Raw genomic sequence first — 18,889 nt, forward strand, 5'->3', positions numbered from 1 at the left:
TGAACCGAGATGGCGAAAAAAGCCCCGGAAATCGGTGAATACAAGTACGGCTTCGTCGATAAAGACGTCTCCGTCTTCCGCGCCCAACGCGGCCTGACGCGCGAAGTCGTCGAAGAAATTTCGCGGATGAAAAACGAGCCGCAATGGATGCTCGAGTTCCGCTTAAAAGCGCTCGACATCTTCTACAGCAAACCGATGCCGCAATGGGGCGGCGACTTGTCAAGCCTCGATTTCGATGAAATTACGTACTACGTCAAGCCGACGGAAAAATCGGGCCGCTCGTGGGATGAAGTGCCGGCGGAGATCAAAGCGACGTTCGATAAATTAGGGATTCCAGAGGCGGAACAAAAATATTTGGCCGGCGTCTCGGCGCAATACGAATCGGAAGTCGTCTACCACAACATGAAAGAAGATCTCGAAAAACTCGGCGTCATCTTTAAAGACACCGACTCGGCGCTGAAGGAAAACGAAGACTTGTTCCGCGAGTATTTCGCCAAAGTCGTGCCGCCGACGGACAACAAATTTGCCGCGCTCAACTCGGCCGTCTGGTCGGGCGGTTCGTTCATCTACGTCCCGAAAGGCGTCAAAGTCGATACGCCGCTTCAGGCGTACTTCCGCATCAACTCGGAAAACATGGGGCAGTTTGAACGGACGCTCATCATCGTGGACGAAGGGGCTCACGTCCATTACGTCGAAGGCTGCACAGCGCCGATTTACACGACGAACTCGCTCCATAGCGCGGTTGTGGAAATCATCGTCAAAAAAGGCGCCTACTGCCGCTACACGACGATCCAAAACTGGGCGAACAACGTCTTCAACTTGGTGACGAAGCGCGCCGTCTGCGAAGAAAATGCGACGATGGAATGGATCGACGGCAACATCGGCTCGAAATTGACGATGAAATACCCGGCCGTCATCTTAAAAGGCGAAGGGGCGCGCGGCTTGACGCTGTCGATCGCCATCGCCGGCAAAGGGCAGCATCAAGACGCCGGGGCGAAAATGATCCATTTGGCCCCGAATACGTCATCGACGATCGTCTCGAAGTCGATCTCCAAACAAGGCGGCAAGGTGACGTATCGCGGCATGGTCCATTTCGGCCGCAAAGCGTCCGGCTCGCGCTCGAACATCGAATGCGACACGTTGATTCTCGACAACCAGTCGACATCGGATACAATTCCATACAACGAAATTTTAAACGACAACATCTCGCTCGAACACGAAGCGAAAGTGTCGAAAGTGTCGGAAGAGCAGCTGTTCTACTTGATGAGCCGCGGCATTTCCGAGCAGGAAGCGACGGAAATGATCGTCATGGGCTTCATCGAGCCGTTCACAAGAGAGCTGCCGATGGAATACGCGGTCGAGATGAACCGCTTGATCAAGTTTGAGATGGAAGGAAGCATCGGATAACCTTGATAAATAAAGGGTGCAGCGCTCGCTTGTGGGCGCCGCACCCACAAAACACCCGCAATTTATTTTTCAGTGTACCGCTGATACAACTCCAGTGCCTCATCCTCCATTTTTTGAGTCACATGGAGGTGCGTGTCAGAGTGAAAAACGACTGTTGTGTGATTGTTTCCCCTGCCGATTTGGCAGGGATTTTTTTGTTAATCCTATTATAATATAACAATAGGTTTGTTATCATAAAATCCAGAAAGAAGGTGAACGACAGGGAGAGGATGAAGTGGCGGACACCATGGAGAAGCTTTGAAGTATCGCCGGTTTCGTCCTAGCGGCCATCGCCTTCCTAGAAGGACGAAACCAAAAGAAAAAGCGACGCTCCAAAAAGAAACGTCGCAAATAAGCCCAAACGGAAGCCCGACCTTCGGGAAGGGCTTCTGTATAAAAAATATTATCATCTCCCAAAATGTATGTCAAAATTAGCTTGGATCGCAAACATCTTATTGGCGTTTGTTGCCGTACGTTTTTTCGTGGCCACTGACTTTAGACATCTTGGCATATTGGACATCGTGTTATTGATCGTTATTGTTGTATGGGGGATTGCGGGGATTCGATACATTGTCTCGTACTTCCGGAACAGATGAGGAGGAAACATTGTGATGTATCACTTCACAACAAGAAAAGAGCTCGAGGACTTCATTAAAAGTGAAGTCCTCGGGGTCGCTGAAACACTGGAGATCCTGGGCGTGACATATCAACGCCTTAGCAAACTCATCGAATCAGGAAGAATAACGCCAATCAAAAGCTTCCAAAAAGACAAGTTGTTTTTCCGGACTGATGTTGAAGCCCTTGCCCGAGAGCTAAAGGAACTGCGCAAGAAATACCGGCCGTATGATATGGGAAGTATCCAGAAAGAAAAAAAGTGAAGGATGGATCGGAAATCGTTGGTGGGTTGTGAAAAAAGGGGATGAATCATAACGATGTGATTGTACTGTGGAATTATTCTTGCCATCCAGGTATTCAGACAAAATTGGAAAGAGTTCTCAATGCCATCGATGATGTAGCTGCTGTGGGATCGGATGCGTTTATTCTTTGTGAAGATGGAGAGTATGTAATCGAAATCTTTCATGATGGTGAAGTGACTATAGGTATCGCAGAGAATGAAAAGAAATAAAGCAGCAAATGGTATGATTTTAGCTCCTTGACATTTCCGTTTTTCTCGTACAGGGATGTCAAGGGGGGAGCTAAACAACTGTGTCTGGTTTGGTAAAGTATAATCGTGGAGTAAAAGAGCAGGATGAGACCCTTCAAATATTTTATTCACACCAGGATAGATGCAACGAAAACATATCCTTTAATGGGATGGGGAAAAATGATGAGAATATCTGATTTCCTTAAAAGATATCATTTACATGGGAGTTTAATTAATAATGTGGAATATGATTCCACTACAAAAAGAGTATCTCTTGAAACTGAGTTATGTAAATGGCTGCAATTTGATTATGATGAAACAAAAGATCCTGAAATGATTGAGGGATTCATTGTTTTTGAAGATGTAACATATTTTGAAACAGATTGCGTTAAAGACTTTGATGCTGATGAAATATTGGAAGTGGTGCTTGTTTCCTCAAATCAACTGTTTGAAAAAGTGAAAATAGCAACGGATGGAGTGAACATTATTATTATTGAAGCAGGTGATGTGGATTGGCATCCACTTTGAGTTCGATGCTCTAAGTACAACTCATAATGGTGGCTCTGCAGAAAGGAGCCACACCACTATTCATCGGAACATGTGTATAGCGTATACAGTTGTATCAAAGTGCAATCATGCACTCCTACACTTATGAGGGCGTATCAGAATAGTAAAGATATAAGATTATGAACAGAGTAAAATGGGTATTTGACCTGTAACGTATTTTTACCGGCATCGATAACGTATGAACGGCGCATTGACATTTCCTTAATTTTTTTCTATACTTAGAGTACAAAATAAGTTGTCTGTCTCGTCACAGACCATTTTCACACGTTGAAAAACGTGGATTCGTTTGTTTTTTGCAACAGAGAGGTCCGATTGGCCTCTCTCTTTGCATATTATCGCCAGGGAACCCATAACATAATCATAAGTTGCCTGCCGCGTCGCAGGCCATTTCACCCCTTCAATAAGGGGGATTCATGTTTTTTAGGGGGAGCGCTCTTTTTTTGAACGCTCCCCTGTCTTTCATTTCACATGCCAGGCAGCTCTGTTCAGCCGCGCTCAGTCTTCCTGTTTAGCGCTGGACTTTTTCAAGCGCCAATTTGATGCCAAACCCGATCATCACCGCGCCCGTGATTCCTTCGATCCATTTCTTCGTTTTCGGCCGCTTCATGAAATCGCTAATATAATGGATGAAGGAAATGTAAAACAAAAACCATATAGCGGTCATCGCCGTATAAGCCGCCCCCATCATGAGAAACGGAACAAAGGAGTGCGAGCCCGGTGCTACGAATTGCGGCAAAAAGGTTAAGAAAAAGGCCGCCACTTTTGGATTTAAGAAATCGGTCAGAAACCCTTGCTTGAAGCAGGCGGTATGTTGTCCTCCACCTCTGATGTCCGTTTCCACACCGGGGGCTTCGCCTTTTTTCATGACCCCATATAATGCCTTAACGCCTAAATACGTTAAGTACACAGCACCCACATACTTCAGGATCGAAAACAGCAGGGCAGATTGCATAATGACGGCTGAAATCCCTAAAGCCGCCGCAGCGGTATGGAGAAAAAGGGCGCAACAAACTCCAAAAGCGGTTTTCAATCCGCCCATTTTCCCGACCAAAATAGTGTTTTTTGTAACAATCGCCGTATCGGGCCCCGGCAGCACAATCAAAAAAATAGACAACATCATGAATGAATAGAGATGGATCAATGGCGATCGCCGCCTTTCCAGTTATGATATCGTTAGAATTTTTTGCGAATACCATTGTAGAGCAGTTTTGTATTCATTTCAATCATGGTTTTTTCTCCTTGCGCGGTTGGGCAAACTCCAAGGCCTCGCCCGCAAGTGTCGGTTGCGTGAAGGCGCCGCCGGCAGGCGTTTTGATTTCATGGCCGGGCCGCTTATGGTATAGTTAAGGTAGCTGGAAATTGAACGAATTGGTGATCGTGATGATTTACATCGGACTGACCGGCTGGGGCGATCATGACAGCCTCTATCCGCCCGGCCTTGCGGCGAAAGACAAGTTGCTGGAATACGCGGCCCATTTTCCGACGGTCGAGGTCGATTCGTACTTTTACGCCATTCAGCCGCGTTCGAACGTAGAAAAGTGGATTCGCGAGACGCCGCCGTCGTTTCAATTTATCGTGAAGGCATACCAAGGAATGACCGGGCATGAGCGCGGCCCGATTCCGTATGAAAGCAAGGAAGCGATGTTTGCCGCGTTTTTGGAATCGATCGCGCCGTTTCAAGCGGCGGGAAAATTGGCGATGGTGCTGTTTCAGTTTCCGCCGTGGTTTGACTGCCGGCGCGAGCATGTGGCGTACTTGCGCTGGACGAAAGCGCGGATGGGGGAAGTGCCGGCGGCGCTCGAATTTCGGCACCAATCATGGTTTTCGCCGCGCTTTTATGAAAAAACGCTTCGCTTTATGGAAGAGGAAGGGTGGATTCACAGCATTTGCGACGAGCCGCAGGCGGGGGAAGGGTCGGTGCCGACCGTTTTGCATCCGACCGATCGGGAAAAGACGCTCATCCGCCTGCACGGACGGAATGTCCACGGGTGGAACAAGGCGACGGCCGGCGAGAACTGGCGCGCCGTCCGCTACTTGTATCGATACAACGAGCGCGAGCTGCGCGAGTGGGCGAGCCATATAGAGGCATTAAAGAAAAAAACGAAACAAATTTACGTGCTGTTTAACAACAACTCCGGCGGCGATGCCGCCGACAACGCCAAACAATTGATCGATTTGCTTGGCATTGAGTACACGGGCCTTGCGCCGCGGCAGCTTGGTTTGTTTTGAAGCGGGGAAGAGGGGGATGGAGGATGGCGTATGCGTTGCTTGTCTTGATCGGCTTTATCGCGGGGACGGTCGGCAGTTTGGCCGGCCTTGGCGGCGGGGTGATCATCGTGCCGTCGTTGTTGTTTTTCGGCGCGCTCGGCTGGCTCTCGGCGGTGACGCCGCAAGTGGCGGTCGGCACGTCGCTTGTCGTCATTATTTTTAATGGATTATCGTCCACATTGTCGTATATGAAAGACAAAATGGTCGACTATCAAAGCGGTCTGCTGTTTTGCATCGGCAGCGTTCCCGGGGCGGTCATCGGCGCTTGGGTGAACAATACGCTGAGCGCCGCTCATTTTTCGTTGTATTTTGGGCTGTTTTTAATCGCCATGTCGCTGTTTTTGTCGCTGAGCCGGAAGAAAACGAAGCGCTCGGCTGACGAGACGGCGGCGGCGACGGAGAATGAACGGGAGTCATCCCGATCCGAGACGAAAGCGGAAACCCGCTTGAAACCGGCATCGTGGTGGGCGCGGAAAGTCATGCGCACGTACACGGAGCGGAACGGGGAGACGTTCGTGTACGGCTATTATCCGCTCGCCGCGATCGCCATCGCGTTTGTGGTCGGCTTTTTCGGCGGGTTGTTTGGCATTGGCGGCGGCTCGCTCATGGTGCCGGCGATGATCGTGCTGTTTCGCTTTCCGCCCCATGTGGCGGTCGCCACGTCGATGTTGATGATTTTTTTGTCCTCGCTCGTCGGCTCTCTCACCCATGTCGCGATGGGAAATGTGCAATGGTCGTTTGCCCTTGCCCTCATTCCCGGCGTATGGATCGGCGCGAAAACCGGGGCGTGGATCAATAAGCGGATGCCAAGCCGGACACTTGTTGTCGTGCTTCGGATTGTGCTCGTTTTGCTTGGCCTTCGGCTTGTGATCGAAAGTTTTTCGTAACCAAGGAGGCTTGCGCATTGAAGCAAACCGTCTATATTTATCATACGAACGACGTGCACAGCCATTTTGAACATTGGCCGCAAATCGCCCGCTTTTTGTCGGAACGGCGGCAAGAGCATCGTGCGCGCAACGAGGCGATGCTTTTGTTTGATGTCGGCGATTTTCTCGACCGCGTGCACCCGATTACCGAGGCGACGCGCGGAAAAGCGAATGTGGACTTATTGAACGATCTTCACTATGATGCGGTGACCATTGGCAACAACGAAGGGATCACCCTTGATCATGATGAATTGGATACGCTGTACGAACAGGCTCGGTTTCCGGTCGTTGTCGCCAATTTGTTTCGCCGCGACGGCGTGCGGCCGCATTGGGCGTTGCCGTATGTCGTCATCCCGGCGACGGAGACGTTTCGCATTGGGGTGGTTGGCGCCACCGCTCCGTTTTCTCACTTTTACGAGTTGCTCGGATGGACGATCGCGCCGCCGTTGGAAATGTTGCAAGCGGCGGTGGAGGAAGTGAAGCAAAAGGCCGATTGCGTCGTTGTTCTGTCCCATCTTGGGGTGAATGAAGATGAAAAACTAGCCGCTGAGATTCCGGGGATCGATTTGATTTTAGGCGGCCATACTCATCATCTGTTTCCGGAAGGGAAGCAAGTGAACGGTGCGCTTCTTTGCGCGGCTGGGAAATACGGACAATATGTCGGCGTCGTTAAGCTGGAAGTGGAAGGGCGGCGTCTTATGCGAGCGTCTGCGAAAGTGGTCGATGCCGGCACGTTGCCGTTTTCGGAAGAGGTGGCGCACCATCTTCGCTCCCTCGAGCAGGAAAGTTTGGCGCGGCTTGAAGCGGAACAAGTCGCCGTGCTCCATGATGACTTGCCGCTTGACTGGTTCGCCCCGTCGCCGCTCGCGAATTTGCTTGCTTCCGCTTTGCGTGAGTGGTGCCAAGCGGACATCGGCATGGTCAACGCCGGCGTGCTGCTTGCGCCGCTTGCGAAAGGGCCGGTGACGAAAAAAGATTTGCATCGCATTTGCCCGCATCCGCTCAACCCGTGCAAGGTGAAGCTGCGCGGCGCGGAGCTCAAAGAGATTATCCTTGAGGCCAACACGGAACGGATGAAGCATTTGCAGTTTAAAGGGTTTGGCTTCCGCGGCGAAGTGATGGGGGAAATGGTGTACGACGGCGTGGACATCGAGGCCGGGCTCGAGGAGGACGGTCAATGGCATATCCGCCGCATTATGATCAACGGCGAGCCGCTCGATCCCGAGCGCACGTATGAGGTGGCGACGACCGATATGTTTGCGATCGGCCACTTTTATCCGCAAATTCAGCGGGCGGCGGAAAAAACGTATTACATGCCGGAGTTTTTGCGCGATCTTCTCGCTTGGAAATTGGCCCAATAGGCAGGCACCTCTTTTTTCATGCTTCATACATTGGAGTATGGAAAGGAGAGTGACTGCGGCGATGGTCGAAGTGAAGCCGATCATCATTGACGGACATCCGTTTATCGCTGTGTCCGTCCAGCTGCCGAAAACGAACTTGTTGGCGGTGGCAAGCGAGAAAGGATACATTATGTGCGGGGCGCTCGATGTGGCGCTGTTGAATGAGAAATTGCGCGATCGCGGCATTATCGCCGGGCGGGCGGTCGGGGTGCGCACGATTGAACAGCTGCTCGAAGCGCCGCTGGAATCGGTGACAGTCGCCGCTTTGGAGCTCGGCATTGAAAAGGGAATGAAAGGAAGAGAGGCTCTGTTGAAAATGCGGTGAAATTCTCCCTCCTTGCAAGCATACATATAGCTTGTAAAGGAGGGATTTTCATTTTGTTGCGCCCCCGATTGGTGCGGAGAGGGCCGCTCCCGTTCCGCTATGTGTTTTTATTGACGTTCGTTTTTTTTATGTTCTCGACGGCGGCAAGCCTTTGGATTGTCAATAAAGGCATTAAGCCGGTGCTGATGGAAATCGCCGAAACGGAAACGAAGCGGATTGCCAACTTGGTGATCAATAACGCCATTGAGCAGCAGTTTCAAAAAGACAACCCTGAATTTCGCCAGCTGGTCACGGTTCAAAAGGACGAAAGCGGCAAAATTGTGTCGGTCGATTTTGACACCGCGGTGATCAACCGCATCTTATCGGAGACGGACGATCATGTGATGGAAAGCTTAAAGGCGGCGACAGAAGGACGGCTTGAACGAATGGTGCTTCCCGAGGTCGAGTCCGGCACTGGAAACAGCCGCGGCATCATTTATTACATTCCGCTCGGGCAAGTGACGAACAATGCGCTTTTAGCCAATCTTGGCCCGCGCATTCCGGTGCAGTTTCAGATCGTTGGCAATGTTGACTCGGAAGTGACAAAAGAAATTAGAGCCTATGATATTAACAGTTTTTTTATTGAAATTGACATTCATGTATCGGTCGACATCCAAGTCGTCATTCCTTTTGCATCGAAAATTTCCAATGTGACAACGGATATTCCAGTTGTGATGCGCTTCATTCCGGGAGAAGTGCCGCAATTTTACAACAAAAACGGCGGTCAAGTTGGCCCGTCCATCCAGCTCCCGAAGCGGTAGCGGGAAAGGCTCTCAATGCGCGCCTCTAAAAGGCCGGCGACCGTCATCTTCCTAAATCGATCGTTCTCGATTAGAGAGAAGAGTGGAGTTTATAAGGGTTCTCAAGTTGAGCCTCATTTTTCATACAATCACCGATTCTCTAGAGCAGAGCTTATTTTGCGGCCGGCGTTCGCCCGCTAGTTCCGTTAGGTTAACGGATGCCCGCGTTAGCCGTCGGGAATGGTTTTGACAGAAACATGGAAATGTTATGCAAAAAAAGTGTTCTTCCCGGCGAAGGGGCTTTGGCTGTTTCTCTGGCGTTTGTCAAGAGGAAACAGCTTTTTTTGTTTTTCAAATAGAAAACAACTAGACGAGTTGGTTCGAATTTTGTAATATTATATTAAATTGAAAATAGTTTTATTATTTACATAGCGGTTTGAGAGGGGGAATGAACGGCCGGCATCGGAAGGCATGCATCAGTTTGCGGCGCCATCCGGCGCGGCGGACGAGCGCACAAGGCAGACGGACTCTATCGATATAGTATGCAGAGAAAGGCGTGCGCTCTGGTGACAGAACATTTTGAACAATGGGGGGAACAAGAAATGAAGAAAAAAAGAGCAGCAGGTGTCTTTTTCTCATTGATGCTGACGGCGGGTCTTTTGGCCGGTTGCGGCGGCAACCAGCAAGGCGGCAGTTCTTCAGGCGGAAACGGCGGCGGAGGCGGGGGCGGCGATGTGATTAAAATCGGCGCCAACCTCGAGCTGTCCGGCGGGGTCGCTTCGTACGGCCAGTCGATTGCGGAAGGGCTGGACTTGGCGTTAGAGGAAATCAACAAAGAAGGAATCAACGGCAAAAAGCTGGAGTTGGTGAAAGTCGACAACAAATCGGAAGCGGCGGAGGCGACCAACGGCGCGATCAAGTTGATCAGCCAAGACAAAGTCGTCGCCATCATCGGCTCGGCGACGAGCACGAACACGCTCGCCCAAGTGCAAGTCGCCAACGACAATAAAGTGCCACTCATTACGCCGACGGGCACGAACCCGACGATCACAAACAAAGACGGCAAAGTGAACGAGTTCGTCTTCCGGACGTGCTTTATCGACCCGTTCCAAGGAACGGTGGCGGCGAAATTCGCGCTAAACGACTTGAAAGTGAAAAACGCGGCGGTGTTGATTGACAGCTCAAGCGATTATTCGAAAGGGCTGGCCGCTTCGTTTAAAGAGGCGTTCACCCAAGGCGGCGGCAAAATCGTCGCTGAAGAGGCGTACGTTGCGAAAGACACCGACTTCCGCGCTACATTGACGCGCATCAAATCGGCCAATCCGGAATTTTTGTTCTTGCCGGGCTATTATGAAGAAGTCGGCCTCATCGTCAAACAAGCGCGCGAGCTTGGCTTGAACGTGCCGATCATGGGCGGCGACGGCTGGGATTCGCCGAAGCTTGTTGAAATTGCGGGCAAAGACGCGTTGAACAACACGTACATCACAAACCATTATTCGTCGGGCGATCCGGACCCGAAAATTCAAGAGTTTGTCAAAGCATTTAAAGCGAAATACAACAAAGCGCCAGATGCCTTCAACGCTCTTGGCTATGATACGGCATACTTCCTGGCCGACGCCATTAAGCGGGCCGGCAGCGCCGATCCGGTGAAAATTAAAGACGCGCTGGCGCAAACGAAAGATTTGCAGCTCGTCTCGGGGACGCTGACGCTCAATGAAAACCATGACCCGGTCAAATCGGCGGCCATTTTGGAATACAAAGACGGGCAGCAACAGTTCAAAACAAAAGTGAATCCGTAATGAAAGGCTGGATGGATGCATGGACGGGGGAGGCCCCTAAGGGGGCGCCCTCCTGTCCGGCATTTCTTTTGGTCAACGACGAGTTTTCGTTAAGGAGCGTGCAATCATGGAACTCATTCAACAGCTGGTCAACGGCATTTCGCTAGGCAGCATTTATGCGCTCATCGCTCTTGGCTATACGATGGTGTACGGCATCGTTCGGCTCATTAACTTCGCCCATGGCGACGTCTTTATGGTCGGTTCATTCGTCGGTTTTTACGCCGTAACGATGCTTGGTGTCGGCTTTTTCCCGGCGCTTTTGTTGGCGATGGCATCTTGCGCCGTGCTTGGGATGATCATCGAGCGGATTGCCTACAAGCCGTTGCGCAATGCGGCGCGCATTGCGGTGCTCATTACGGCGATCGGCGTCTCGCTGCTTATTGAGTATGTGACGATCTATTTGCGCGGGGCCCAGCCGGAAGCGTATCCGAGCACGCTGTTGCCAGACCGGAATTTGGAGCTGTTTGGGGTTGTCATCAGCAGCCAGTCGCTGTTCATCCTCGGCACGTCCCTCGTTTTGATGGTCCTTCTTCAATTCATCGTTCACCGGACAAAAATCGGGAAGGCGATGCGCGCTGTTTCCCATGATGCGGAAGCGGCCCGGTTGATGGGGATTAACGTCGACAATACGATTTCGGCGACGTTCGCCATTGGTTCGGCGCTCGCTGGGGCGGCAGGCGTCATTTTCGGCATTTATTATACGAAAATCGAACCGCTGATGGGCATTCTTCCCGGCTTGAAAGCGTTTGTCGCCGCCGTGTTGGGCGGAATCGGCATCATTCCGGGGGCGATGGTCGGGGGGCTTTTGCTTGGCGTCATCGAATCGCTCGTCAGCGGGCTCGGCTACTCGCTTTGGCGCGACGGAGTGGCGTTTGTCATTTTAATTCTCATCCTCATTTTCCGGCCGGCCGGATTGTTTGGCAAGAACGTACGAGAAAAAGTGTAAAGGATGGTAGGGGACAATGGCAACTTGGAAGCGGACGCGTGGATTTTGGGTTTCCGTCATACTGGCCTTCGCCTTTTTCGCTGTTGTCGAGTGGCTGATTGCAAGCGGGACGCTCAATGTGTTTTACGTCAACACGCTCTTTTTCATGGCGATCAACGTCATGCTGGCTGCGAGCCTTCACTTGATCATCGGCATCACCGGACAGTTTTCGATTGGACACGCTGGCTTTTTTGCCGTCGGTGCTTACGCTTCAGCCGTCATGACAATGAAGCTGCAGCTACCGTTTGCGGTCGGCGTATTGACCGCCGGGATCGCGGCGATGCTCGCCGGCCTCATCATCGGCGTGCCGAGCTTGCGTTTAAAAGGCGATTACTTGGCGATCGCCACGCTTGGGTTTGGCGAAATTGTCCGCATCGCGCTATTGAACATCGATTACGTCGGCGGGGCGAGCGGCATGACGGTGACGCATATGACGACATGGCCGTGGGTGTTCGCCTGCCTGTTTGTAACGATTCTTGTGATCGCCAACTTCACGAACTCGACGCACGGACGGGCGTGCATTTCGATTCGCGAGGATGAAATCGCCGCCGATGCCATGGGGATCAATACGACGTATTACAAAGTGGCGGCGTTTGCGATTGGTTCGTTTTTCGCCGGCATCGCCGGGGCGCTGTACGCCCATCACTTTTACATCATTCAGCCGTCGAACTTCGGCTTTTTAAAATCGTTTGACATTTTGATTTTCGTCGTGCTCGGCGGGCTCGGCAGCTTGTCCGGCGCGGTGGTGGCGGCGGTGCTGCTGACGATCGTTTCGACGTTCTTGCAAAACTATCCGGAAACGCGGATGATCATTTACAGCATCGTCTTGATTTTGGTGATGCTGTACCGTCCAACCGGGCTGATGGGGACGAAAGAACTATCTTCGCTCTTCAAATGGCGGAAGGCAGCGCAGGGAGGAATGAATCATGGCGGCAAAAACACCGTTGCTTAAGGCAGAAAATGTCGGCATCCAGTTTGGCGGGCTGAAGGCGCTCTCCGGTGTGACGATGGAGCTGTATCAAGGGGAGCTTGTCGGGCTCATCGGCCCGAACGGCGCGGGGAAAACGACGCTGTTTAACTTATTGACGGGCGTGTATGTGCCGACTGACGGGCGGATTATGCTTGACGGTGAGACGTTGAACGGCCTGCCGCCGTATAAAATTACGCGCAAAGGGATCAGCCGGACGTTTCAAAACATTCGCCTGTTCGGCGAGCTGTCGGTGCTCGACAACGTGAAAGTCGCCTACCATGCGCACGCCCGCCATTCGATGCTGAGCTCCATTCTCCGCCTCCCGTCCCATTTCCGCGGTGAAAAGGAAATGGAAGAAAAGGCGATCGAGTTTTTGAAAATTTTTCAGCTTGACGGCGTCATGCACGAGAAGGCGAAAAACTTGCCGTACGGCCAGCAGCGCCGGCTTGAGATCGCTCGGGCGCTGGCGGCGCAGCCAAAAGTGCTTTTGCTTGACGAGCCGGCCGCCGGCATGAACCCGCAAGAAACGAAAGAATTGATGAAGTTGATTGCGTTCATTCGCGAACGGTTTGCCTTGACGATTTTGTTGATTGAGCATGACATGTCGCTTGTGATGGGCATATGCGAGCGCATTTACGTGTTGGATCACGGCCAGCTGATCGCCGAAGGCACGCCGGAACAAGTGCGCAGCAACCCGAAAGTGATCGAGGCTTACCTTGGCGAGGAGGTGTCGTGAACGATGCTGAAAGTCGATCAAATTGACGTGTTTTACGGCAATATTCATGCGTTAAAAGGCGTATCGCTTGAAGTAAACAGCGGCGAAATCGTTACCTTGATCGGCGCGAACGGCGCGGGGAAAACGACGCTTCTGAAAACCATTTCCGGGCTGCTTAGGCCGAAAAACGGCGACATTGTGTATGAGGGGGCCTCGATCGCCGGCAAGGCGGCGCAGACGATCGTCAAGCAAGGCATTTCCCACGTGCCGGAAGGGCGGCGCGTCTTCGCCAATATGACGGTGGAGGAAAACTTGGAGCTCGGCGCGTTTTTGCGCAAAGACAAAGAAGGCATTCAACAAGACTTTGCCAAAGTCTTTCAGCTGTTCCCGCGCCTTGAAGAGCGGCGCAAGCAGCTGGCTGGAACGCTTTCGGGCGGCGAGCAGCAAATGCTCGCCATCGGCCGCGCGCTCATGGCCCGTCCAAAGCTGCTCTTGCTTGACGAACCGTCAATGGGGCTCGCGCCGCTTTTGGTCAAAACGATTTTCCGCATCATTCAGGAAATCAACGAGTCGGGGACGACGATTTTGCTTGTCGAACAAAACGCCCATATGGCGCTCTCCATCGCCCATCGCGCCTATGTCCTTGAATCGGGGCGCGTCGTCTTGTCGGGAACGGCGAGCGAGCTGCAGGCGAGCGAGCAGGTGAAGCAGGCGTATTTGGGCGGGCATTGAGAAGCGATAGGCGGAAGAACGTCAGCGGAAAGCCCCGTTTCGGACGGTTGTGCCGCCGTGGAAAAAAGAGGGTGTCCCAACAGGATCGGGACACCCTTTCTTATTGCTGTATACAGGTATAAAACAATCATTCAGAAACAATATGCTGTGTTTGGTTTAAAGGAAATGGCCTTTTTGAGCGAGCCCTTTTCCCTGCTTGCCCCGTTTTGGCCGGCGAACGCCGGCTGGGATGGACGGACGGGAAACATCGGCGTCCGGGACGTCTCTGCTCTTGAAAAAACATGTCGCTTATTTGGGCGTCTGGCGTTGGCGGAGAGAACCCCGTCGCGCCAGCCTCCGCGCGGCTAGCGGCGCCGTTGTTGCCGCTCGGCCCGCTCCCACGCTTTTAGGTGCGGGTACGGGTCAAACGCCCATTCGGTATAGCCGTTGTCTTTGTACATGCCGTAGTGAAGATGGGGAGGAAATTTCCCCGCCGTGCCGGGCGGACCGTAGCCAGAGCTGCCGACCGAGCCGATGATCGTCCCTGGCTCGACGATTTGCCCCTCTCGAAGATCGGCGGCGAAGCCGTTCAAATGGGCAAAGTAATGGTACGTGTTGTTAATGTCGCGGATGCCGACGCGCCAGCCGCCGTATTTGTTCCACCCTTTCAGCTCGACGATGCCGTAGCACGTCGAGCGCACCGGAACGCCGTAGCCGGCGAAAATATCGGTTCCTTCGTGGATGCGGCGTCCGCCCCAGCCGCGCGCATCGCCCCATGTATCGCGGTAGCTGTAATTGGCCCCTAGCGGAAGCGGAAACACGTGGTTGTCCAATTTCAACGTCTGATACTTTTTATAAATTCTCGCCTTTCCTAAAATCAAGTCGACGGTTTTGGCGCGTTGGTAATAGTTCCAAAGCGCGATTTTGATATGGCGGTGATCGATGCCGTACGTCTGCAAATAGCGGGCCATGGCCATGATCACATCGTCATCGTCATCCGCCCGCGCATAGCCGTCGCCGTCACCGTCCACGCCAAGGCCGCTAAACTGGGAGATGGTGAACGGGTCTGTATCGTGCGGGTTTTTGTTCAGCGGCCCGGCCCATATTTCCGGCTTCATATAAATGCCGAGAACGCCGGCTGGCTTGGGCAGGTCGCGGCGCACTTGCCGGACGTTTCGCTCATACTGGTCAATGGCCGCAAAGTAATACCACGGGATCAAGGAAACGGCTTCAGCCTTTTTGTACAGCTCCATTCGCTTTTCATACACCGCTTCTTCCTGTTCCGCCGCGGAAGCCGCGCCGGCGGCGATCCACAGCATCGCTGCCGCCGATATGGCGGCAAGCCATCGATGCACGCGTATTCCCCCTTTCCGCCCGTTTCATATGTTTAGTTTGGGGAGAAACGGGAATTTCATAAATGTTAAAAGGAGGAAAATCGCTTGATGGGCGATTTCTTTTTGTTTTTCCGCGCTTTTCATTTATAATGAAAAATGAACAATCCTCGACAAGTGGAGTGAGAACGATGGCGACAAAGGAAGAACATGTCCGCAAGCCGGACTGGTTGAAAATTAAGCTGAACACGAATGAGCATTATGTCGGGTTGAAGAAGCTCATGCGGGAAAACCGTTTACATACCGTGTGCGAAGAGGCGAAATGCCCGAATATTCACGAGTGTTGGGCGGTTCGGCGGACGGCGACGTTTATGATTTTAGGCAGCGTTTGCACGCGCGCGTGCCGCTTTTGCGCCGTGAAAACCGGGTTGCCGACCGAGCTCGATTGGCAGGAGCCCGAACGCGTCGCGGAATCGGTGCGCATTATGAACTTGAAACACGTCGTCGTCACCGCCGTCGCCCGCGATGACTTGAAAGACGGCGGGGCGGCGGTATTCGCCGAAACGGTGCGCGCCATCCGCCGGAAAAACCCGTTTACGACGATCGAGGTGCTGCCATCGGATATGGGCGGGGTGTATGAAAACTTAAAAATTTTGATGGATGCCCGCCCTGACATTTTAAACCATAACATCGAAACGGTGCGCCGCTTGACTCCAAGGGTGCGCGCCCGCGCGACGTACGAACGTTCGCTTGAGTTTTTGCGGCGCGCGAAAGAATTGCAGCCGGACATTCCGACGAAATCGAGCATCATGGTCGGGCTTGGGGAAACGAAAGAGGAAATCATCGAAGCGATGGATGACTTGCGCGCCAACCATGTTGATATTTTGACGATCGGCCAGTATTTGCAGCCGACGAAAAAACATTTGAAGGTCGTAAAATATTACCATCCGGACGAGTTTCAAGAGCTGAAAGAAATCGCGCTGAGCAAAGGGTTCAGCCATTGTGAAGCGGGCCCGCTCGTCCGCTCGTCGTACCATGCCGATGAGCAGGTGAGCGAGGCGGCGAAAGCGCGGCAGTTGAAAGCGTAACATCCAACGAACGGCGCGAAAGCAAGCAAGCGTTGTTTCAGCGGCTGAAAGCATCATCCCGGCCGGATGAACGCGAAGAAACGGTCATGCCTTTCATAAAGAAGGCAGACCGTTTCTTTGCCCTTAGCGTTCCGCTTTCGTCGCCCGCGGCGTGCCGTCGCGGAAATCGCGGTCTAATTCATCGTTTGTTTCGTTGATCATTTCGCCGTTTTCATTTTCCCCGTCGCTCAGTTTTTTTCCTTGTGGATATTTCAACATCCGCTGAATCGTCGCATCGAGAATTTGGTCGATGTTGCGCGTGTTCGAATCAAGGCGTCCGAAGCGCTCGATGTCCTTCATCAGCTGCGGATTGTCGGCGACATACACATGGTAGTAGCGGGGAACGACGGAAAGCGCCGTTTTTTTCACTTGATCGGCCGTTTGCTGCCGGTTGTTCGTGTCCGCGTCATACACGACGAGCACCTCTTCATCGGTGACGAGCGTGGCGACGTCTTTGACGCCCGGCAGCTGGGTGCACAATTTGCTGATTAAATCAGCCGCTTTCTCGCGGTTGAAGGACGGCATGTCGTTATAGCCGTTTGCATCGCCGAGGATCGGGCTTTTTTGATGGCGGACGTAGCCGAAGTTGTTCATCGGCGTGTCATCGCCGTTGGGCACCCCGTTTTCATTGTACAGCTCGTTGCGGTCGGTGACATTGATCGTGTTGCCGCTCCGCTTGTAAATGTCGGTGTTTTCGTCCTCGGCCGTCTGCGCGCAGCCGGCTAGGGCGACGGCCGCTCCGAACGCAACGGCCAACCATGGTCGTCTCATCGTCAGCACCCCCTTCGCTTTTAGAGTGGCACACGGATGATGGTTTGATGACAGTAATTGATTGGGGGCGATGCATCGTTTATGATGGAAGTGGAAAGGCGAGGTGAGAACAGTGATTTGCATTAACAATCATTGTTACGAACTGGTGGAAAATGTGAAAAACGCCTTTAATGAAGAAGCCTTTCGCGCCCGATATGCGGACATTTTGGCGAAGTACGACTACATTGTCGGGGATTGGGGATACAACCAGCTCCGGTTGCGCGGGTTTTTTGACGACCATAACCAAAAAGCGACGTACGATACGAAAATCAGCACGTTGTCCGAATATTTGTATGAATATTGCAACTTCGGCTGCGCGTATTTTGTGCTGCGCAAGGTGAAACGGTAAGCACGGCAGCCGCCCGCTTGCCGCGAGCGGCTGCCTCGTCATTCGCCTTCGTTGTACGGAAACTGTTCGCTCTGATGCGGATCGTCGTGCGGCGGGTGGGCGGCTGGGTCGCGCCTTGGAATGTTTTGGTGGAACGATTTAAACTCGTAGTTGAAGGCGCTGTAATGCCGCTGGCCTTCCTTCCAAGGCGTGCTTTTGTTTTCGACCGGCGCGTCGTCGCGGCGCGGCGAGCCGTACGGCCCTTCTGGGAACTCTTCAGCGGTCAAGAAATTGCGCTGTTTCTCGACGACGGAAAAATCGGCGTATGTTTCCCGTTCCGCCATTCGTCTCACCTTCCTTCGTTCGTGGGCTGTTTCATAAGATGCCCGAAACCGAGGAAGGTTATGAGAGATACTCCTCCAAAAAGGCGCGCAAATCGTTGGCATCTTGTTCATGAAGCTGGTAAGCGTGCTCGATATAGCCTGGCTCCTCCAAATCGTCGCGCCCGAGAATGGCAAAGCGGTTGCTTTGCAAGTCGAGCACGAGCCACTTCCCGTAAAAACGATCCGTTTCGATGAGCGCCAAATCAAACCGCTGCCGCTCGCCGACAAAGCTGACGAAGCGGACGGCCGCTTCGACGGTGTCGTCGTATAAATAAAACCGTTCGCCCATAATTTGAGCCCCTCCTGTTTTTTCGTCTATGTCCATCATAGCAGACAGGCGGCGAAAACGGGAGACAGCAAATCGCACAAAGGAACGAGGAGGGATGACGGATGTATTTTGTCGATCGCAAAAAACTGGAAGAAACGCTCAGCTACATGGAACAAATGCTGGACCGTTACAAGGCCGAGGAGCGATGGGACGAGCCGCTTCGGCAATTGGCGCTCGAACGGATCGCTCATATCGTCATCGAGGCGGTGTTGGACGTCGGCAACGCCATGATCGACGGGTTTATTATGCGCGACCCGGGCAGCTATAACGACATCATCGACATTTTGGCTGACGAACAGGTGATCTCGCCGGCGGATGCCGACCGATTGAAAGCGTTCATTGCCCATCGGAAAATGCTTGTGCACGAATATGCGCGCGTCGATCACGCGAAATTGCTCGCCGATCTGAACGAACATTTGCCGGCGCTTGAGGCGTATCCGAAGGCGGTGCGCGCTTACCTTGAAAACGAGCTCGGCCCGGTGTCGGCGTTTCGCAATTGATGGCGGGA

General features: G+C 52.7%; 23 protein-coding genes. 18 read left to right on the forward strand and 5 right to left on the reverse strand.

Annotation, left to right across the window (positions count from 1 at the left end):
• Positions 1–9: 9 nt before the first annotated feature.
• The 4 genes from sufB (at position 10) to B1A75_RS20215 (ending at position 3,118) form a co-directional block, all read left to right on the forward strand.
• A complete protein-coding gene (gene sufB / locus B1A75_RS07600) occupies positions 10–1,407 on the forward strand; it encodes a Fe-S cluster assembly protein SufB (RefSeq protein ID WP_015375743.1) in 1,398 nt (465 codons plus the stop codon).
• A 650-nt stretch (positions 1,408–2,057) separates the two neighbouring features.
• Entirely contained in the window at positions 2,058–2,324 is a 267-nt protein-coding gene (locus B1A75_RS07605; RefSeq protein WP_307899030.1) for a DNA-binding protein, read from the forward strand.
• Between the two features lie 41 nt (positions 2,325–2,365).
• On the forward strand, positions 2,366–2,572 hold the full coding sequence (locus tag B1A75_RS19825) for a CDI toxin immunity protein (RefSeq protein WP_079936025.1): 207 nt from the start codon (positions 2,366–2,368) through the stop codon (positions 2,570–2,572).
• A gap of 201 nt (positions 2,573–2,773) precedes the next feature.
• Positions 2,774–3,118 carry a hypothetical protein gene (locus B1A75_RS20215; protein ID WP_254866608.1) on the forward strand — a complete coding sequence of 115 codons (345 nt, stop codon included), beginning with the start codon at positions 2,774–2,776 and terminating at the stop codon, positions 3,116–3,118.
• Between the two features lie 547 nt (positions 3,119–3,665).
• Here the strand turns inward: B1A75_RS20215 and B1A75_RS07620 are convergent.
• Positions 3,666–4,277 (reverse strand): LysE family translocator, encoded by a 612-nt coding sequence (locus tag B1A75_RS07620; RefSeq protein WP_371878463.1) that lies wholly within the window; start codon positions 4,275–4,277, stop codon positions 3,666–3,668.
• Between the two features lie 260 nt (positions 4,278–4,537).
• Between B1A75_RS07620 and B1A75_RS07625 the strand changes: the two genes are divergently transcribed.
• The 11 genes from B1A75_RS07625 to B1A75_RS07675 all read left to right on the forward strand — a co-directional run bounded on the left by B1A75_RS07625 (position 4,538) and on the right by B1A75_RS07675 (position 14,443).
• Positions 4,538–5,386, forward strand: coding sequence for a DUF72 domain-containing protein (locus tag B1A75_RS07625; protein WP_074044254.1), 849 nt, complete (start codon positions 4,538–4,540; stop codon positions 5,384–5,386).
• Positions 5,387–5,409: 23 nt separating this feature from the next.
• A complete protein-coding gene (locus tag B1A75_RS07630) occupies positions 5,410–6,312 on the forward strand; it encodes a sulfite exporter TauE/SafE family protein (RefSeq protein WP_074044248.1) in 903 nt (300 codons plus the stop codon).
• A gap of 17 nt (positions 6,313–6,329) precedes the next feature.
• Positions 6,330–7,712 (forward strand): bifunctional metallophosphatase/5'-nucleotidase, encoded by a 1,383-nt coding sequence (locus B1A75_RS07635; RefSeq protein ID WP_074044247.1) that lies wholly within the window; start codon positions 6,330–6,332, stop codon positions 7,710–7,712.
• Positions 7,713–7,773: 61 nt separating this feature from the next.
• A complete protein-coding gene (locus B1A75_RS07640; RefSeq protein WP_074044246.1) occupies positions 7,774–8,076 on the forward strand; it encodes a YunC family protein in 303 nt (100 codons plus the stop codon).
• 53 nt (positions 8,077–8,129) lie between these two features.
• On the forward strand, positions 8,130–8,876 hold the full coding sequence (yunB, locus tag B1A75_RS07645) for a sporulation protein YunB (RefSeq protein ID WP_074044245.1): 747 nt from the start codon (positions 8,130–8,132) through the stop codon (positions 8,874–8,876).
• Between the two features lie 581 nt (positions 8,877–9,457).
• A complete protein-coding gene (locus B1A75_RS07650) occupies positions 9,458–10,654 on the forward strand; it encodes an ABC transporter substrate-binding protein (protein WP_074044253.1) in 1,197 nt (398 codons plus the stop codon).
• 106 nt (positions 10,655–10,760) lie between these two features.
• Entirely contained in the window at positions 10,761–11,639 is an 879-nt protein-coding gene (locus tag B1A75_RS07655; protein WP_074044244.1) for a branched-chain amino acid ABC transporter permease, read from the forward strand.
• 16 nt (positions 11,640–11,655) lie between these two features.
• Positions 11,656–12,630 carry a branched-chain amino acid ABC transporter permease gene (locus tag B1A75_RS07660; RefSeq protein WP_074044243.1) on the forward strand — a complete coding sequence of 325 codons (975 nt, stop codon included), beginning with the start codon at positions 11,656–11,658 and terminating at the stop codon, positions 12,628–12,630.
• Complete coding sequence (locus tag B1A75_RS07665) at positions 12,605–13,384, forward strand: ABC transporter ATP-binding protein (protein ID WP_074044242.1); 780 nt, start codon at positions 12,605–12,607, stop codon at positions 13,382–13,384. The genes B1A75_RS07660 and B1A75_RS07665 overlap by 26 nt, the downstream gene beginning before the upstream one ends.
• A gap of 3 nt (positions 13,385–13,387) precedes the next feature.
• On the forward strand, positions 13,388–14,095 hold the full coding sequence (locus B1A75_RS07670) for an ABC transporter ATP-binding protein (RefSeq protein ID WP_074044241.1): 708 nt from the start codon (positions 13,388–13,390) through the stop codon (positions 14,093–14,095).
• 174 nt (positions 14,096–14,269) lie between these two features.
• The gene (locus tag B1A75_RS07675) at positions 14,270–14,443 is read left to right on the forward strand and encodes a hypothetical protein (protein ID WP_254866609.1); all 174 of its coding nucleotides are present in this window, start codon (positions 14,270–14,272) and stop codon (positions 14,441–14,443) included.
• Here B1A75_RS07675 and B1A75_RS07680 read toward each other — a convergent pair.
• Positions 14,440–15,429, reverse strand: coding sequence for a M23 family metallopeptidase (locus B1A75_RS07680; RefSeq protein ID WP_079936026.1), 990 nt, complete (start codon positions 15,427–15,429; stop codon positions 14,440–14,442). The two genes, B1A75_RS07675 and B1A75_RS07680, sit on opposite strands and share 4 nt — an antisense overlap.
• A gap of 167 nt (positions 15,430–15,596) precedes the next feature.
• Here B1A75_RS07680 and lipA point away from each other — a divergent pair, with 167 nt between their 5' ends.
• Positions 15,597–16,493 carry a lipoyl synthase gene (gene lipA, locus B1A75_RS07685; RefSeq protein ID WP_074044239.1) on the forward strand — a complete coding sequence of 299 codons (897 nt, stop codon included), beginning with the start codon at positions 15,597–15,599 and terminating at the stop codon, positions 16,491–16,493.
• Positions 16,494–16,616: 123 nt separating this feature from the next.
• Here lipA and B1A75_RS07690 read toward each other — a convergent pair whose 3' ends face one another.
• Positions 16,617–17,303: a YhcN/YlaJ family sporulation lipoprotein gene (locus B1A75_RS07690; protein ID WP_074044238.1), complete on the reverse strand. Its 687-nt coding sequence runs from the start codon at positions 17,301–17,303 to the stop codon at positions 16,617–16,619.
• A 112-nt stretch (positions 17,304–17,415) separates the two neighbouring features.
• On the opposite strand from B1A75_RS07690, the gene B1A75_RS07695 reads away from it, so the two are divergent.
• Entirely contained in the window at positions 17,416–17,691 is a 276-nt protein-coding gene (locus B1A75_RS07695) for a YutD family protein (RefSeq protein WP_013144326.1), read from the forward strand.
• A gap of 38 nt (positions 17,692–17,729) precedes the next feature.
• Here B1A75_RS07695 and B1A75_RS07700 read toward each other — a convergent pair whose 3' ends face one another.
• The gene (locus tag B1A75_RS07700; RefSeq protein WP_013144327.1) at positions 17,730–18,014 is read right to left on the reverse strand and encodes a hypothetical protein; all 285 of its coding nucleotides are present in this window, start codon (positions 18,012–18,014) and stop codon (positions 17,730–17,732) included.
• Between the two features lie 58 nt (positions 18,015–18,072).
• Positions 18,073–18,342 carry a DUF3055 domain-containing protein gene (locus B1A75_RS07705; RefSeq protein ID WP_021321783.1) on the reverse strand — a complete coding sequence of 90 codons (270 nt, stop codon included), beginning with the start codon at positions 18,340–18,342 and terminating at the stop codon, positions 18,073–18,075.
• A gap of 101 nt (positions 18,343–18,443) precedes the next feature.
• Between B1A75_RS07705 and hepT the strand changes: the two genes are divergently transcribed.
• Positions 18,444–18,881 carry a type VII toxin-antitoxin system HepT family RNase toxin gene (gene hepT, locus B1A75_RS07710; protein WP_011232439.1) on the forward strand — a complete coding sequence of 146 codons (438 nt, stop codon included), beginning with the start codon at positions 18,444–18,446 and terminating at the stop codon, positions 18,879–18,881.
• The last annotated feature ends 8 nt before the right edge of the window (positions 18,882–18,889 follow it).

It is taken from the genome of Geobacillus sp. LEMMY01 (assembly GCF_002042905.1).
GTDB classification, from domain to species: Bacteria; Bacillota; Bacilli; order Bacillales; family Anoxybacillaceae; genus Geobacillus; species Geobacillus proteiniphilus.